Source organism: Flavobacterium sp. DSP2-3-1 (genome assembly GCF_049896865.1).
Classification (GTDB): Bacteria; Bacteroidota; Bacteroidia; order Flavobacteriales; family Flavobacteriaceae; genus Flavobacterium.
In genome coordinates this window covers 61,451-77,552 of record NZ_JAFCVD010000010.1, presented here as the reverse complement: position 1 = coordinate 77,552, position 16,102 = coordinate 61,451, and the positions used below count along the sequence as shown (strand labels likewise).

13 protein-coding genes are annotated in these 16,102 nt (G+C 33.3%); 2 read left to right on the top strand and 11 right to left on the bottom strand.

Going from position 1 to position 16,102, the window contains the following annotated elements; genetic code table 11:
* Nucleotides 1-120: 120 nt before the first annotated feature.
* The 8 genes from ACP7AT_RS12315 to ACP7AT_RS12280 form a co-directional block, all read right to left on the bottom strand.
* Nucleotides 121-1,647, bottom strand: coding sequence for a carboxypeptidase regulatory-like domain-containing protein (locus ACP7AT_RS12315; protein ID WP_426064616.1), 1,527 nt, complete (start codon nt 1,645-1,647; stop codon nt 121-123).
* Between the two features lie 42 nt (nt 1,648-1,689).
* A complete protein-coding gene (locus tag ACP7AT_RS12310; RefSeq protein WP_426064615.1) occupies nt 1,690-3,048 on the bottom strand; it encodes a CsgG/HfaB family protein in 1,359 nt (452 codons plus the stop codon).
* Between the two features lies 1 nt (nt 3,049).
* A complete protein-coding gene (locus tag ACP7AT_RS12305; protein WP_426064614.1) occupies nt 3,050-3,451 on the bottom strand; it encodes a curli assembly protein CsgF in 402 nt (133 codons plus the stop codon).
* Nucleotides 3,452-3,467: 16 nt separating this feature from the next.
* Complete coding sequence (locus ACP7AT_RS12300) at nt 3,468-3,758, bottom strand: CsgE family curli-type amyloid fiber assembly protein (RefSeq protein ID WP_426064709.1); 291 nt, start codon at nt 3,756-3,758, stop codon at nt 3,468-3,470.
* A 35-nt stretch (nt 3,759-3,793) separates the two neighbouring features.
* Nucleotides 3,794-4,198, bottom strand: a complete 405-nt coding sequence (locus ACP7AT_RS12295; protein ID WP_426064613.1) for a hypothetical protein — start codon at nt 4,196-4,198, stop codon at nt 3,794-3,796.
* A gap of 4 nt (nt 4,199-4,202) precedes the next feature.
* Nucleotides 4,203-4,727 carry a hypothetical protein gene (locus tag ACP7AT_RS12290; RefSeq protein WP_426064612.1) on the bottom strand — a complete coding sequence of 175 codons (525 nt, stop codon included), beginning with the start codon at nt 4,725-4,727 and terminating at the stop codon, nt 4,203-4,205.
* Nucleotides 4,728-4,794: 67 nt separating this feature from the next.
* Entirely contained in the window at nt 4,795-5,655 is an 861-nt protein-coding gene (locus ACP7AT_RS12285; protein WP_426064610.1) for a hypothetical protein, read from the bottom strand.
* A gap of 671 nt (nt 5,656-6,326) precedes the next feature.
* Nucleotides 6,327-8,516, bottom strand: a complete 2,190-nt coding sequence (locus tag ACP7AT_RS12280) for a glutamine synthetase III (protein ID WP_426064609.1) — start codon at nt 8,514-8,516, stop codon at nt 6,327-6,329.
* A gap of 289 nt (nt 8,517-8,805) precedes the next feature.
* On the opposite strand from ACP7AT_RS12280, the gene ACP7AT_RS12275 reads away from it, so the two are divergent.
* Nucleotides 8,806-9,753 carry a TerC family protein gene (locus tag ACP7AT_RS12275; protein ID WP_426064608.1) on the top strand — a complete coding sequence of 316 codons (948 nt, stop codon included), beginning with the start codon at nt 8,806-8,808 and terminating at the stop codon, nt 9,751-9,753.
* An 80-nt stretch (nt 9,754-9,833) separates the two neighbouring features.
* On the opposite strand, the gene ACP7AT_RS12270 is transcribed toward ACP7AT_RS12275, so the two are convergent.
* The gene (locus tag ACP7AT_RS12270) at nt 9,834-10,334 is read right to left on the bottom strand and encodes a hypothetical protein (protein WP_426064606.1); all 501 of its coding nucleotides are present in this window, start codon (nt 10,332-10,334) and stop codon (nt 9,834-9,836) included.
* Nucleotides 10,335-10,421: 87 nt separating this feature from the next.
* Between ACP7AT_RS12270 and ACP7AT_RS12265 the strand changes: the two genes are divergently transcribed.
* Nucleotides 10,422-10,994, top strand: a complete 573-nt coding sequence (locus tag ACP7AT_RS12265; RefSeq protein ID WP_426064604.1) for a DUF1543 domain-containing protein — start codon at nt 10,422-10,424, stop codon at nt 10,992-10,994.
* 98 nt (nt 10,995-11,092) lie between these two features.
* Here the strand turns inward: ACP7AT_RS12265 and ACP7AT_RS12260 are convergent, their stop codons facing one another.
* Nucleotides 11,093-11,959: an alpha/beta hydrolase gene (locus ACP7AT_RS12260; RefSeq protein ID WP_426064602.1), complete on the bottom strand. Its 867-nt coding sequence runs from the start codon at nt 11,957-11,959 to the stop codon at nt 11,093-11,095.
* A 408-nt stretch (nt 11,960-12,367) separates the two neighbouring features.
* Nucleotides 12,368-15,820 carry a methylmalonyl-CoA mutase family protein gene (locus ACP7AT_RS12255; protein WP_426064601.1) on the bottom strand — a complete coding sequence of 1,151 codons (3,453 nt, stop codon included), beginning with the start codon at nt 15,818-15,820 and terminating at the stop codon, nt 12,368-12,370.
* Nucleotides 15,821-16,102 lie beyond the last annotated feature (282 nt).

Sequence of the window (16,102 nt, the reverse complement as noted above, 5' to 3'; positions counted from 1 at the left end):
AAAATTTATTTATACCCTAAGTTTAGCATCTTAGAGACAAATATTTTAAAAAAATCTTTCAATAAAAATGTCCACCTAATACAGATAGACATTTTTATTAAATTTCAATGGCACAATAAATCACTCCCAGTCAGGCATGTATGCATCAGAAAATAATATTACTCTAGATGCACCTAAATTATTTATCGCAGGAGTAAATCGAACAATATTTTTTACAGATAGCCCATCATTAGAAGTATTGACAATAATTATTTCGGCTTCGTTTGGAGAATATCGAGCATCTAAATCTAAAGTCCCTACCTGCTTATCAATACCTACCTCAGAAGTGACACTAGCACTAAAAACATGTTGAAAAACCCTAGTATCTAATTGTCTATAGTTTGCATCTTCAAATCCGGAAATATCTCTTGAAAAAATTATTTTTTGGCCTGTTACCGAAAAATTCAATCCCCCAATTGCGCCGGTAAATCCAGATATTACCTGATTTATAATGACACCCGAATTATTAATAACAAATATTTCTGCGTTATAACCATTAGCATTATTAACCTTCAATGCTATTTTTGTATTATCAAAACTCCAATCACATTCTGAAATAAACTTACCATCTGCAGTTTGATATATTTTAGTCAATCCGCTGCCATCACTATTTATCCTGTATAATTTATCAAAATAGGGATAAATTATCTGGCTACCTGAAGTATTCCAAGAAAAATTAATAAATTCACTATTAAATCCTGCAATAGGAATCGAATTTGTCACTTTAAAAACTCCTGAACCATCTTCATTCATGGTATAAATATGATTTTGAGCCCCACTAGCCCTTATAAATGCAATCTTATTAGATTGCTTATTTTTTCTAGGTCTCCAACTGTTCATATTTGAACTTGTTAATTGTATTATATTCCCCCCATCATTGCCTGAGTAAATAACATTATTGTCGTTTACTTTTTTTACAAATGTAAAACGAGCGTTTGGAAATGAAGTTGTCGTAAAAGAGCGTACCTCACTCAAAACAGGTACATTTACCCCATCAGATACAGAAACCTGCCAATAATATTTACTACTGTAGGTAAGGTTTTTTAAAATAAAACTTGGTTTAGTTATTTTTGAATAAACTACAATGTCACTACTACTATCCTTTCGTAAAGTAATTTCATAAGTGAGACTATCTTTTTCAGGGTCAGAAGCAGTCCAAATTAAATTTAATTCCAAATTTTGATTCTGGGCATTATCTTTTGGAGTAACTAATATTGGAGCTGTTGGCGGTTTATTATTAGTAGTCGACAATTTAAGTTCGAATACAATATTTGTTGCGTTATTTATATTAACAGTTGCAGGTTCAAATTTTGTGACATAACCCTCTTTTTGAGCTTCAAAGGAATACTGTCCGATTTTCACTCCTGAAATAGAAAATTTTCCTTCTTTATCTGTAAAAACTATGCTTGAACTTGGATTTGAAAATACCTTTACATTTGCTAAAGGCAAAAACGTTACTGAACTTACAACTTTTCCTTCAACGGTCCCATAGTCTTCTCCGGTAATCTTTTCCTCACTACAAGAAAAAAGCATTACTAAAAGTACCAAACTAGATTTTAGATAAATATTTTTCATTATTACAGAATTAAGATTTTTTAAAATAACCATTTTTTAAAAGCGTTTTACTATTATCTTGATTTTTTATATTTTCTATCTTTTTTGTAAAAAATAATAGGTCATCCCTAAGCCAAAGCGATAATAGTAATCATCCCTTACTCCTCTTTGTAAATAGTCAATATTATCACTAAAATTTAAGTTATGCTCACCATATAATTTTATCCCAATTTTGTCTGAAATCATATATTCCAATCCTAAACCATACTGAACTTTAATATGCGCATTATCATAGATCCTATTTGAACCAAAACCTCCACCAGCAAATATAAAGGGACTCAATTTGTCTTTTGGCAATATGACAAGCTCCCCATTGAGATCGAATGTTACATAACCGACATCTAAACGATTTTTATTTGCAAGATTTATAACATTAGTTGATGCACTGAGATTAAAACTTGGCGTAATAAAATATTTTACTGCCCCTCGTACCATTGGTCGTAATAATGGACTTCCGTAATCGCCATCCATCAATGTAGCTCCGCTTGTAATCTCTATGGCTAACTTGGATCTTCTTTCTTGAAGGTGTCTTCCGTAAATTGCGGCTACATCTGCTTCCTGATTTTCCTCATTATATTTCAACATTACAGCATCGATTTCAGGTTTAGGGGCATCTGTTTCCCAAATACTGTCTTTGATACCCTCTATGACAAGCGAAGAAACCGCTTTCTCAATTGCCTCTGTTACTGCCATTTGGATAGGTTCGTTCGTTGTGTAACCTGTTTCTACTTCCAAAAGTCTTTTAAAATTTACATATTTAAAGAGACTCTGATCAATTGCTTGAGAAAGTATTGTTTTAGAAACATAAACTGATTTCATTATTTTTCCATTTGAAGTAGAAATCATGCGGAGGTAAACGGTTACCCTGTCTTGTCTATATTTTACCGAGCCTCCAGTACCAAAATATCTTGCACCAAATCCTCCGGTAATTATATTAGAGTCATAAGAAATAATCCCACCTTCAAGCAATACGCCAGCGTATAGCAAAGGCGTTATTTGAATTTCATTAGGATCTGTTTTTTTTGAATATTCCTGCCTGGTGGAGCGTATCAGATTTCTTTCTTGAAGTAAATTTCCAATATTTTCACGCTCAATGGGGATAAACCACTTTGAATCTTCAAGTGCTTTAATTAATATCGAAGTTGCCCCTTGAGTCACAGCAGTGCTAAAGTTACTTCCGTTTTCAGAAGCTTTATATTGACCTGTTTGATCTCTAAATTTATAGAGCCCAACCACAATTTGTTCTTTTGGTTTTGGGAGTGATTTTAATAAAGAACTGGCTGGAGTACTTTCTCCAATAACTGCTTTTTCAACACCTGTTGGCTGATTGTAATAAGCACCACAACTTAAGAATAAAAAAACAAATAGGATCGCTGAGTAGGTTTGTAATCGCATATTACTGATTTGGGATGATTACTTGAGTTCGCTCGCCTGTTTTTGTATCGAGAATATCAACTGTAAGTCCTCCAGATGACGGGTATACCTCAACTGCCAAACTACCAAAAGTATAGGTCCCTACAGTTATGCCATTTGTCCCAAATTGTTGTCTAAAAAGAGAACTAGATAATTGACTTAATAATTGTGCGTTCAAATTCGCGGTAAACCGTTCCAACTCTGTTTGCTGAGTTTGAGAAGAAGAAACTTCCCTAAATTTATTTTGAGATTCCGCAGAACTTGCCAACCATTGGTAATTAAATGTATCACCTCCAAAAGCAGGATTTTTAGGTTTATAAACTAAATCCTGAGCGTTTACTGTTAGTGCCAGTAAGACGGTTGTTACTGAAAATAGAAATTTCATAAGATAAAAAATAAGGTTAATATTGAGTGAAATATTTGCTTTGCTTTTCTACATTTTTTAAATACAGATAAGTTGCATAAATAGATTGTTGAGCCATTTCATTCAGATACTCTTCATCTGGTTTAGCTAAAAATTCATACACTACTTCATTATCAATGCTAATAATTATTTTCGTGTTTCTGGCGAAACTAAATTCTTCGTTTAACGTAACTATTTTTCCTGCATTGATTTTATAATCGTTATATAAGTAATAATACAAATCATAAAAATCTTTACCAACTTTAGTTTTTGTATCATCGGTTACAATACCGATTAATTCAAATCCATCGGATGGAAGAACTATTATTTCATCTTTTTTTTTTTGTCACCAACTACTACCCTATCTTTTCCTATTAATTCTTTATTTTCATTATAAAAGAGTAATAAAATTATAATCTCATCCCCACTCCCTATATTAGCTTGAGTGGTAGATAAATTTTTATTTTCACTTCTATTAAGAGTAAAAAATCCCTCTTGTTTATTATTGGATTGGTTTCCACTCTCGTTGTTGTTTTTTATAACTGATAATTGATAAGACAAACTTTGAACTATATCAGATAAATTTTCCGCAGTACCAGTTATTTTTATATTTCCTTCAACTTCTTCAATTTCGATTTTTGCCTTAACAATTGTATTAGTTATCTGAGAATAAGACAAAAATGGAATTATTAGCAAAAACAAAAATTTATATTGAAAGGAAATATTCATGTCTTTATTTATTTATTATAATTACAGAAGCACCATTGCCAGATTGTATTATTTTCATATTTTTTGATAGGGAATTTGTACCATAATTTTGAATATTTTGATTATTTCCCTTTTGAATAATTTCCATATTTATATCGTAATTAACATATAATGAAAAATCTTTGACATAATTACTTTGCCCTTCTTGCACAATTTTTTGAACAATTGAATTGGCATTTTTATCCATAAAAATTTCATTATCACTACCGTTTTGCACTAAAGCTACATTAATGTCTTTCGCCTTTAGATTTGCATTTACGTAATTGAAAGATCCTATTTGTTGAATCATCACATCTCTTTGCATCTTTTTATATCCCAATAAATCTTCTTGGTTTTTTATCGTGTTAGAAACTAAATGCAAATTTTCCTTCGAAAATAAAAGAAATGAACTTTTTTGACTGTAATCAGTATTAACCGCTGTTCCTTGTGCAAAAGACACAGATGCAAAAGAAACGCACATTATAACAATATTTGAAAATGAGGATTTCATCTTTTTTTTTTTAAATTTAAAAAAACAGGATAGCTTTTTTTGAGCTATCCTGTCCTTAATAATTGTATTAATTGCTTTGAATAACAGTTGATGTATGATTGTTGCCTTGTTGAGATACAGAACTATTATTTCCTGTTCCAATAACTGAAGTAGATTGAGTTGTAAATGACTTATGACCATTTCCTTCTTGCAGAATATTTTCTAAATTTCTGTATCCTGTTTGAGTAGACATGGCATAATTATCATCTCCATATTGATAATGGTTAGACACATTTCTTGCAGAAGCACTTGTCGAACGACCATTGCTATCTTGGTTTTGAATGGATCTATTTCTCATACCTCCTTGACTAGCATATGCTTCATTAAAATTCCCTTTTTGGGTTTGCGTAGCATCGTTTTTTCCATGAGGTGCCAAGGGTATTGCAGAAGTAAGTGAAGTCATAAGTGGAAAAACTGACATAGTTGGAATTGGCGCATTACCAGAAGTACCTTGATCAATAGTAGCTTTGTTTTTGTTACCTGTTTGAGTTTGAGTAGCAGTATCATCACCGACTAATGATGATAAAGGCACTACAATTTCATCTTGATAAATTATCGCATCGTTCTCGTTTCCAACTTGTAATTGAGTAGCATTGTTATCCCAATTATTTTGAGAAATAAACGCATTGTTATCAATCCCTGCTTGATCAACATCAGCTGTGTTACTTGCAGATCTGTTTGGGGATCCTATTGAACCCGGTTTTACCCCTTGATAAACATCAGATTCGTTACTTTGAATTGTTTGTTTAATTTTTGATTTTTGATTTGTTCCCATTTGGTGAACAAATGCATCTTGGGATAATCCAAATTGAGCGACAACACTTCCATTTGCTCCAGCAACTGGACCGGCACCTGTCTGAGCGAATGCTACTGATCCTACAAATAGCATCGCGGAGATGCTTAAAACTACTTTTTTCATAATAAATATATTTAATTGGTTATTAATACAAATTATCATGTAGGTTTTAAAAAAACAATTGGGCAATTACTTTTTTAGGTAATAAATAACAAGATATAATGTATTAAATTATCTCTTGTTGAACTATCACATTTCAAAGATAGAAAAGATTTATAATAAAATAATACGGCATATATACTTGTTTTTCAATTAATTATTGTTTTTCGATGAAAGGTAAATCTATATCGATGAACGGCTAAAACAACATATAAATAAATAAGAAAAATACTCCCAAATAGAAAATAGAAAAAACCAATATTAAAACACAAATACACATCTAACTAAACGACAGTTAATTAAAAAATATAGTTTTGTAAATTAATTTTCGAATTGTTATTCGAATTGTGAAAAACTTCAATTCATATAAGTGTGTAATAAATGCATTTAAAATTTTTTATAAAATCGCCATTTTTCACGGAATTTTAACCATATACTGGATAATTTTTAACAAGAAATGTTTTTTGAATATGAAAGAATAACAAGTGAATAACCATTAGCGCTAAATAATTCTTATAAAAATAAAATTGTCAACATTCAGGTAAAAACATAAAAAAATGCCTATCCAAAATGGATAGGCATTCTTATTAAAATGATGCTTGTTATTACTTAGTAAATAACAACTCTCTGTATTTAGTTAAAGTCCAGATTTCATTGTCTACCAACAACTCTAATTTGTCACAGTGATTTCTGATGATTTCAAAATATGGTTTTACTTTATTACAATAAGCTTCTGCCGTTTCCTGAGCGTCGGTCAAGCTATTTGCAATCTTTCTCTCATTTGTCATTTCCTCAACTTTAGAATTGATTCCTTCGATATGACCTGATATTTCTTTAATCAAAACGATTTGCTCTTTCGCTATAGTTTCAAAATCATCTCCAAAAATATCTTTCAATCCTTTTACATTTGCAATTAAAGTATTTTGGTAACGGATTGCTGTTGGTATTACGTGATTTTTTGAAATATCACCTAGAACTCTACCTTCGATTTGAATTTTCTTGGTATACTCTTCTAATTCAATTTCGTATCGTGCTTCAACCTCAATATGGTTCATGATATTCAATTCAGAAAACAGATCCAAAGATTGTTTAGAAACCCTTGCTTTTAATGCTTCAGGAGTTGTTTTAAAATTACTCAAGCCTCTTTTCTTGGCCTCAATTTCCCATTCTTCGCTATATCCGTCTCCTTCAAAAAGAATTTTTTTAGATTGTTTGATGTATTCTCTTAAAACATTGAAGATTGCATCGTCTTTCTTCATGTCTTTTGAATCAATCAAAGCATCAACCTCCACTTTAAAGTCTCTTAATTGTTTCGCCACAATTGCATTCAAAGTCGTCATTGCATTAGAACAATTAGCCGTAGAACCTACTGCTCTAAATTCAAATTTATTTCCTGTAAAAGCAAATGGCGAAGTTCTGTTTCTATCCGTATTATCCAAAAGGACATCTGGAATTTTCCCTACCACGTTTAATTTTAAATCGGTTTTTTCTTCTGGCGATAATTTCCCTGTAGTTACGCCTTCTAACTCCGCTAAAACTTTAGTCAATTGTCCACCAATGAACACTGATATAATTGCTGGTGGCGCTTCATTTGCACCTAATCTATGATCATTACTTGCAGAAGCTATCGCTGCTCTTAATAATGATTCATTATCATTTACCGCTTTGATCGTATTAATAAAGAAAGTCAAAAACTGTAAATTACTCATTGGCGTTTTGCTTGGGCTCAACAAGTTTACACCAGTATCAGTAGCTAATGACCAGTTATTGTGTTTCCCTGAACCATTCACTCCTTTGAAAGGTTTTTCATGGAACAACACTTTCAATTCGTGACGTTCAGCCACTTTTTGCATCACGTCCATCAACAAACAGTTATGATCTACTGCCAAGTTTGTTTCTTCAAAAATAGGTGCCAACTCAAACTGGTTTGGCGCTACTTCATTATGACGTGTTTTTACAGGAATACCTAACAGCATACATTCTTGCTCTAAATCTCTCATGTACGTTAGAGCACGTGTTGGAATTGATCCAAAATAATGGTCATCTAATTGCTGTCCTTTTGCAGAAGTATGTCCTAGTAAAGTTCTTCCTGTCATAATAAGATCAGGACGAGAATTTGCTAACGCTCTGTCTACTAAGAAATATTCTTGTTCCCATCCAAGGGTTGCAGTAACTTTTTTTACATTTTTATCAAAATATTTACATACTTCGGTAGCTGCTTCGTCCATAACCGTTAAAGCACGCAATAAAGGTGTTTTATAATCTAGAGCTTCTCCCGTGTACGAAATAAAAACGGTAGGTATACATAATGTAGTTCCAAAAATAAATGCTGGAGATGTAGGATCCCAGGCGGTATATCCTCTTGCTTCAAAGGTGTTTCTAATTCCACCATTCGGGAAACTAGAAGCATCAGGTTCTTGTTGTACTAATTGCGCTCCACCAAATTTCTCTACCGCATCGCTACCATCATAAGATGTCTCAAAAAAAGCATCATGTTTCTCAGCAGTCGTTCCTGTAAGTGGTTGAAACCAATGTGTATAATGAGTAACTCCCTTAGCCAAGGCCCACTCTTTCATACCCATAGCAATATAATCTGCTAATTTTCTGTCTATTTTAGTTCCATGCTGTACTGCATCGCGCACGCCTTTAAAAGCATCTGAAGTTAAATATTGCTTCATTGCTTTGTCATTAAAGACATTTGCACCAAAAATAGTTGATTTCCTATCAGATTCTTCAAATTTAACTGGCTTTCTAGTCGATGCTTCTCTCAAAGCTTGAAAACGTAATGTTGACATAAAAATTGATTTTAATTAATTAGACCCCTATTATTTTGATGCAAATATAAATTAATTATTACTTTTATAAAATTTTACCTCTAATTTTTATGGGCTAATTCCCAAAATTTATCAAATTCATAAAAAAAAGTATCAAAAATCAGAACTTGGTAATTTTAATGGATCATATTTTTTTAGTAATAAATCCTAAAAAAAACCAAAAGAACATCAGTTATCCATTTTTCCTTGAAATATCTATTAAGTTAAAAAATCAAAAAGTATCTTTACGCAAAATATAAATACCAACTTTATGATTGTCTGGATTTCTTTTTTAACCGCGGTTTTGATTTTTTTAGCCCTTGATTTAGGAGTTTTTAATAAAACGCCACATATTATAAGTTCCAAAGAAGCAGGAAAATGGACGGCAATATGGGTCGTATTATCATTTATGTTCTCCGGAGTAGTTTATTGGCTCTACACTACAGATTATCTTGCTAATCCAGATAATCTGAAACCTACAACGGCCGCAATAAAATTCATCACTGGTTACTTGATTGAATTATCATTAAGTATTGACAACATATTTGTGATTGCAATCATCTTTGCTGCTTTTAAAATTCCACAGAAATACCAACATCGTGTATTGTTTTGGGGAATATTAGGTGCCATAATCTTCAGAGGATTAATGATATTCTTTGGGGTTATGCTAATCAATAAGTTTTCTTGGACGACCTACGTTTTTGGTGCTTTCCTGATCTATACTGCGATGAAAATGTTATTTAGTGGCGAGGATGAGCAGTTCCAACCTAAAAAATCATTTGTATATAAAACACTCAAAAAAATAATGCCAATTTCTAATCATATCGATGAGGAGCATTTTTTTGTAAAAAGAAGACATATCACTGCTGCAACGCCACTGTTTGTTGCATTAGTAGTAATTGAAGTTATGGATGTAGTATTTGCTATTGACAGCGTTCCCGCAATCTTAGCCATCACAAACGATCCTTTTTTAGTTTTTAGTTCTAATATATTTGCCATTTTAGGATTGCGATCCATGTATTTCTTCCTCGCTAATATGTTAGCTAAATTCAGTTATTTAGAATACAGTTTAATTGCAATTCTAAGTTTTGTGGGCCTTAAGATGTTACTTCATGATTTCATTGAAATTCCGGAATGGGGATCATTAGCATTTATAGCAATTGCCCTTATTTTAGGAATTGTTGTTTCGTTACGAAAAAGCAGTAAAGAATTCGTCTAAAACTCAAGAAACTACACCATAAAAAAAGGGAAATCATATTGCGATTTCCCTTTTCTGTTTTAATATCAAACAATCAATTATTACAAATTCACTTTCTTAATTGCACTGTTATTAACATTTAACGCTGACATTACAGAATCAATATTGTTCTTATTTACCGTTTTAGCAAAACTACCTGGTATGATTACGATTCTAAAAGTTTGATTTTGTGTCCAACTCGACGGTACAGTATTAAGACTAAAATTAGCCGAAAGAAAGATATTTACGTTAAATCTAGAATAATCAAAATTGAAATCTAACTCACCACCATCATTAAAATAATACGTTTGAGGCATTAGCTTCCATATATCTTGTCCATTTACCGTATCATACAAATGATATACTAAAACAGAATCAGAGGAATAAATTGGTGGATCAAATACGACCAACCTACTGTAATTATTATTATAATTAAATGAAGTAGTAACTTCAAACACTTCAGTTCTTGGTCCATTATCAACATCATCATATACTTCGGTTACTTCACAACTTTGTAGTGCCATCATCCCGATGAAAACTAAAAATAAGGTAATTTTTTTCATTCTTTATCGTTTTTATAATTTATCTTAAAAAACTCTATCCACTAATTGTGCCAAACTTTATTTTATAAAATAATGTACTTTTGAATTATGGAAAAAGAATTTAAATTATACATGATAATGCTAGGCTGTATTCCAGAAGGACGGTTTACAGAACAGCATGATATTTTTTTTGGAATTGGCACATCCTTAAAAGAATTGATTCCGCAAATAAATCTTTTTTGGCCAGAAGCTAAAGGTAAAATTCATATCGATGCCTGGCGAGAAGTTTCTGTAGTTGATGACTTCTCTATTGAAATTGTTCCAAAAAATACTGAAACGCAAGTTACACCAGAACAATTATTCTTCATCAATTTAGGAGGTTACAAAGAAAATGAATTTGAAGAGTACCATTATAAAATGATCACAGTTGCTGCTAGTTTAGCATTGGCATCAAAAAAATCAAAAAAAACTGCATTTTATAAACATTGTGGTTTCAAAGACGCACCTTCACATATTGACGATCAATATGGAATTGATGTAGACGATATTTATAATGTTGCAGACATGCTGCCATCGCAATTCAAAGCTTTATATTCGTTAAAAATTACAAAGTCTGAAATGCAATTAGAACAAAATACGCTGCATGTAGGTTATTTAAAATTGAAAAAAATTATAGATTAAACTAATCGCCATTCGAAATTTTTTCAATTGATTACAACAGGAAGGCCTTTCAATATTATCATATGAAAAGCCTTTTAAATTTTTAAAGTATACAAAGTTTATTTTACCGCTTCAGCATTATTTTTTAAAATTTTACTAAAAAACAGTACATGAGCGGGTAAAGCATTTTCCCAATACTCCCAAGTGTGCGCACCTGGACGTTCTGTATAATCATGAGAAACTTTATTGTAAACAAGTCTTCTGTGTAGTTCGCGATTGGATTCAATCAAGAAATCATCCACACCACAATCAATAATCAATTCTAGTTTGTTGCTTTTTATTTTGTCCACCATATTCAAAACGGCATTCGAGGCATATACTTCCTGGGGCGCACCTTCAATTCCAAAAACTGGCTCCATCAATTTAGTAACTCTTTCCTTAGATTCTGGATTGATCATGCTGCCCATATCTACTGCTCCGCTCATACTTCCTGCGGCACAAAAAAGTTCCGGGTGTTTTGTCGAAAGATACAATGCCCCGTGACCTCCCATAGAAAGTCCCGTAATTACACGTCCTTTTCTATCATTTATTGTTCGATAGGTATTATCTATTTTCTGAATTACTTCTTTTGTAATATATGTTTCAAACTGACTGCCTTTATTCACGGGACTATCCAGATAAAAACTGAATGTTTCTCCTTCCGGCATTACGATTATGATATTATACTGATCGGCTAAATTGTGTAATAAATTCTTATCCGGAGTTTTAGACAGCCAATCATTAAAATGACCATAAGCACCATGCAACAGATAAAGAACTGGGTAATTTATTTTGCTTTTAGCATAAGAACTTGGTAAAACAACCGCAGCTTTATATGTTTTATTCATTACCATACTAGGGATTTGCAACGTATCGGCTTTTGCTGCATAAGAAACTACAACATGACCAAGAAGAAAAAATAAGAATACAATTTGAAGTTTTTTCATACTATTCGGTTTTAAGGTAAAATGTAAATATACTACTTTAACTCGTTGGGTGTAATTAATGAAAATTTCAATTAATCTTAACTAAAAAAATTGAACCACATAGAAAATAGAAAAAAAGAGTTGGACAGCCCAATTTTTGGCTTCACATAGCTATGATTTTCTCCAAAAAAGTGAAACGACTTACATAATTTTAAAATCTATGTTTCTATGTGGTTAAAAAATTAAACGCATTGAATTACATCCAACAGCTACTTTAGAATAAATGTAATAAAGTCGCAATAATTACATAAACAAAAAAAGACCTCTCATTACTGTAAGGTCTTTTAAAAAAAAAAATTAGATCACGCCCGCCCGAAAGCGGGATAAGCGATTCACACACTTTTTGCTATCCAAAAAGTGGTTCTCCATTTACATATTACGTCTATATTGGCCACCAACCTCAAATAAAGCAGAAGTAATTTGTCCTAAAGAACAAACCTTAGTTGCTTCCATTAGGTGTTCAAATAAGTTTTCATTTTTAATGGCTGCTTCCTGAAGCGTATTTAAATGCTCATTCACTAAATCCTGATTAGACTGGTGTAAAAGATTCAACATATCAATTTGGTATTGTTTTTCTTCTTCGGTGGCACGAATTACTTCTGCTGGAATCACCGTAGGAGAACCTTTAGAACTCAAAAATGTATTTACCCCAATAATTGGAAATTCACCTGTATGTTTCAAAGTCTCATAGTACAAACTTTCTTCCTGAATTTTAGAACGTTGGTACATCGTTTCCATGGCGCCAAGAACGCCGCCACGTTCTGTAAGTCGGTCAAATTCCTGTAAAACCGCAGCTTCCACTAAATCAGTTAGCTCTTCGATAATGAAAGCACCTTGAATTGGGTTTTCGTTTTTGGCAAGACCTAATTCTTTATTAATAATCAACTGAATTGCCATCGCACGACGTACAGATTCTTCAGTAGGCGTTGTGATTGCTTCGTCATACGCATTGGTATGCAATGAATTACAGTTGTCATAAATAGCATACAAAGCTTGCAAAGTCGTACGAATATCATTGAAATCAATTTCTTGTGCGTGAAGTGAACGTCCCGAAGTTTGAATGTGGTATTTCAACATTTGCGCACGTTCGTTAGCTCCGTATTTATTTTTCATGGCTTTCGCCCAAATTTTGCGCGCTACTCGACCAATAACTGCATATTCCGGATCTACTCCATTCGAGAAAAAGAAGGATAAATTGGGTCCAAAATCATTAATATTCATGCCACGACTCAAATAATATTCCACATAGGTGAAACCATTTGAAAGTGTGAAAGCCAATTGCGTGATAGGATTTGCTCCAGCTTCAGCAATATGATATCCTGAAATAGAAACCGAATAAAAGTTTCTAACATTCTTAGTAATGAAATATTCCTGCACGTCACCCATTAATCGAAGTGCAAATTCAGTAGAAAAAATACAAGTGTTTTGTGCCTGATCTTCTTTCAAAATATCAGCCTGAACAGTTCCACGGACTTGAGATAACGTTCTTGCTTTAATTTCGTTATACACCTCCAACGGTAAAACCTGATCTCCGGTTACGCCCAAAAGCATCAACCCTAAACCGTTATTTCCTTCTGGTAAATCACCTTGGTAATGTGGTCTTTCAATTCCTTTTGCTGCATATATTTTGTTGATTTCTAGCTCAACTTCTTTTTCAAGACTATTTTCTTTGATGTAAAACTCACATTGTTGGTCAATCGCAGCATTCATGAAAAAGCCTAATAACATCGGCGCCGGTCCATTAATAGTCATACTCACCGAAGTCATGGCATGAACCAAATCAAAACCAGAATATAATTTTTTGGCATCGTCCAAACAGCAAATAGAAACTCCGGCATTACCTATTTTTCCATAAATATCAGGACGTACGTGTGGGTCGTTTCCGTATAAAGTCACGCTGTCAAAAGCCGTAGACAATCGTTTTGCCGGCAATCCCGCGCTTACATAATGAAAACGTTTGTTGGTTCTTTCCGGTCCTCCTTCTCCCGCAAACATACGAGAAGGATCTTCTCCTTCGCGTTTGAAAGGATACAATCCTGCCGTAAAAGGAAATTCTCCAGGAACATTTTCCTGCAAACACCAACGTAAAATATCACCCCATGCTTTGTACTTTGGTAACGCGATTTTCGGAATTTGGGAATGTGAAAGTGACTCCGTATGAGTAGCCATTTTTATTTCCCTGTCACGAACTTTAAAGGTATAAACTGGATTCTTGTACTTGTTTACTTTCTCGTCCCAAGTCAAAATGATTTCCCAATTGTGAGGATCCAAATCCATTTTTACTTTATCGAATTGATTTAGTAAAAGGTTCAAAAAGATTTTGTCCTCAGCCGCACCAACTTTTTCAGATTCTAAAACCGTCGGCAAAACCGAATCGTCATTAATTCCTGCTTTGTTTATTTCAGGAATTTTCTTGGCAACCGTTTCAATCGTTTTATAAATCCCATATAATTTTTGAGCCACTTGTTCCTGACTAACTGCCGTATCATCGTATTTACGGTTGCTTTCAGCAATTTCAGACAAGTAACGTGTTCTGTGTGGTGGAATAACAAAAATCTTTTCGCTCATTTCACGAGTGATTTGGAACGTTGATTTCAAATCAGAATTTGTTTTTTCATGAACTTTGTCCATAATCGCTTTGTACAGCGTATTCATTCCCGGATCGTTAAATTGTGAAGCAATGGTTCCAAAAACAGGAAGTGTATCTAAATTAGCATCCCATAAGTTATGGTTGCGTTGGTATTGTTTTTTCACGTCTCTCAATGCATCAAGAGAACCACGTTTGTCAAATTTATTTATTGCTACCAAGTCAGCAAAATCAAGCATGTCGATTTTTTCCAATTGCGTTGCAGCACCAAATTCAGGAGTCATTACATATAAGGAAACATCGGAATGGTCCATAATTTCCGTATCGGATTGCCCGATTCCCGAAGTCTCCAGGATTATAATGTCATAATTTGCTGCTTTTATTACTTGAATTGCATCAGCAACATATTTAGACAAAGCCAGATTCGATTGGCGTGTAGCCAAAGAACGCATGTAAACACGGGGATTATTGATGGCATTCATGCGGATTCTATCGCCTAGAAGAGCTCCACCCGTTTTACGTTTAGATGGATCAACCGATATTAATCCGATAGTTTTTTCTGGGAAATCAATTAGAAAACGACGCACTAATTCATCTACCAAAGAAGATTTTCCTGCTCCGCCCGTTCCTGTAATTCCAAGAACTGGAGTTTTACAATCGATATTCTTTTTTTGTATGGCCTCCAATGTATTGGCCGCAACATCCGGAAAATTTTCTGCTGACGAGATGATTCTGGCAATTGCTTTTGGATTCTTTTCGTCTAAATGATTGATTTCATCAGTCAGTTTATCTCCAACCGGATAATCAGATTTTTGTACCAAATCGTTTATCATTCCCTGCAAGCCCATCGCACGTCCGTCATCCGGAGCATAAATTCTCGTAATTCCGTACGCTTGCAATTCGGCTATTTCAGAAGGCAGAATTACGCCTCCACCACCACCAAATATCTTGATTTGCCCTGCTCCTTTTTCTTGAAGCAAGTCATACATATATTTAAAATATTCGTTATGTCCTCCTTGGTAAGAAGTTATTGCAATTGCATTGGCGTCTTCTTGGATAGCTGTGTTGACAACTTCTTCAACACTGCGGTCGTGACCTAAATGGATCACCTCAACACCTGTTGACTGAATAATTCTTCGCATGATGTTAATTGCTGCATCGTGACCATCAAAAAGGGCCGCAGCGGTTACAATTCTTACTTTATTAATAGGGATATACGGTTTTACGAGTTCCATTTTATGAATATGATAATTTAAGTCGGCAATTTACGATTTTATTTTAAAAATTATTTGTCGTTGCTGCTTGTTGTTAATAAATAAGGTAGAATTTTGTTATTTAGCCCCGATTGAAGCGGCATCCCTCGCTTTTTCAGCGAGGATACAGCGGAAAGCGGGACCAATTACGATTAATAAAACCAAAATTTGTGCTCTTAAAGAATAGTTGGCTTTGTTTTTGAATAAACAGTATTTTTACAAATGCCAAATGGCAAACACAGAAAGTAAACTAATAAAATAATT

Bases quoted from the DNA above. Each gene is read 5' to 3' on its own strand.
- ACP7AT_RS12315 (WP_426064616.1), bottom strand. From the start codon at position 1,647: ATGGTTATTTTAAAAAATCTTAATTCTGTAATAATGAAAAATATTTAT.
- ACP7AT_RS12310 (WP_426064615.1), bottom strand. From the start codon at position 3,048: ATGCGATTACAAACCTACTCAGCGATCCTATTTGTTTTTTTATTCTTA.
- ACP7AT_RS12305 (WP_426064614.1), bottom strand. From the start codon at position 3,451: ATGAAATTTCTATTTTCAGTAACAACCGTCTTACTGGCACTAACAGTA.
- ACP7AT_RS12295 (WP_426064613.1), bottom strand. From the start codon at position 4,198: ATGAATATTTCCTTTCAATATAAATTTTTGTTTTTGCTAATAATTCCA.
- ACP7AT_RS12290 (WP_426064612.1), bottom strand. From the start codon at position 4,727: ATGAAATCCTCATTTTCAAATATTGTTATAATGTGCGTTTCTTTTGCA.
- ACP7AT_RS12285 (WP_426064610.1), bottom strand. From the start codon at position 5,655: ATGCTATTTGTAGGATCAGTAGCATTCGCTCAGACAGGTGCCGGTCCA.
- ACP7AT_RS12280 (WP_426064609.1), bottom strand. From the start codon at position 8,516: ATGTCAACATTACGTTTTCAAGCTTTGAGAGAAGCATCGACTAGAAAG.
- ACP7AT_RS12275 (WP_426064608.1), top strand. From the start codon at position 8,806: ATGATTGTCTGGATTTCTTTTTTAACCGCGGTTTTGATTTTTTTAGCC.
- ACP7AT_RS12270 (WP_426064606.1), bottom strand. From the start codon at position 10,334: ATGAAAAAAATTACCTTATTTTTAGTTTTCATCGGGATGATGGCACTA.
- ACP7AT_RS12265 (WP_426064604.1), top strand. From the start codon at position 10,422: ATGGAAAAAGAATTTAAATTATACATGATAATGCTAGGCTGTATTCCA.
- ACP7AT_RS12260 (WP_426064602.1), bottom strand. From the start codon at position 11,959: ATGAAAAAACTTCAAATTGTATTCTTATTTTTTCTTCTTGGTCATGTT.
- ACP7AT_RS12255 (WP_426064601.1), bottom strand. From the start codon at position 15,820: ATGGAACTCGTAAAACCGTATATCCCTATTAATAAAGTAAGAATTGTA.